1 protein-coding gene is annotated in these 769 nt (G+C 45.4%); it reads left to right on the forward strand.

Translation table 11 applies throughout. The annotated features are described in order from the left end of the window. The coding region (locus R7040_RS25990) for a DUF6701 domain-containing protein (protein WP_318097508.1) at positions 1-769 on the forward strand (769 nt) is incomplete at both ends.

The raw sequence follows: 769 nt of genomic DNA on the forward strand, positions 1-769 counted from the left end.
GCCTTCAGGCACATCCGAACAAGGTGATAAGTTCATTGCCGCTGGCGAACATTTCTCGTTAACGGTGAAACCCGTCATCTGGCAAAAAGGGGGTTCTATCAGTGATCCTATCGACTCATCAGCTTATTGTGATGCTTTGGTCACGACCAACTTTATGCATGATGGCGCACCAGCAGCATCGGTTGTTTTGTCGAGCGAGCAACACTCGCCTTTAGACACGGAAAACCAAACCTCGACGCTGTTGAAAAGTAATTATGCGTTAAGTCAAGGGCACCAATCAGCCAAGAACCATCGCTTCGTTTTTAACGGATTGTATTGGGAAGAAGTCGGCAGCTTGAAAGTGAAAGCAAACCTCGGCAGTACGTATTTTGGCATGAAGGTTAACGAAGGCTATCGCCATATCGGACGTTTCTATCCGAAGTACTTCAAAGTGCAAAGTCAAGATTGGACTTACCCTAAAAACCAAGGCTTTGTATACATGAATCAACCGTTTGAGAAAGTTACCTACGATGTGGTTGCGCTAAACGCAAACAAAGAGGACGTAAAAAACTACGCCCATTTTGCGCCAAGTCTACAACAACATTTTTACTTAGGAGAGCTTGGCGGATACCAAGATCGTTTTGTGCCACCAGCACCACAAAAGGCAGAATGGAAACGCATCGGCGATGCCAGTATCGGTCAGTTTGTCATTGAAAAAGCATCTACAAATGCAACGTGTCACAACAGCCCGTGTTGGGAGAAAGATATAACTAAAGGTCAGTACCCTGAT

It is taken from the genome of Vibrio sp. 1069, assembly GCF_033340555.1.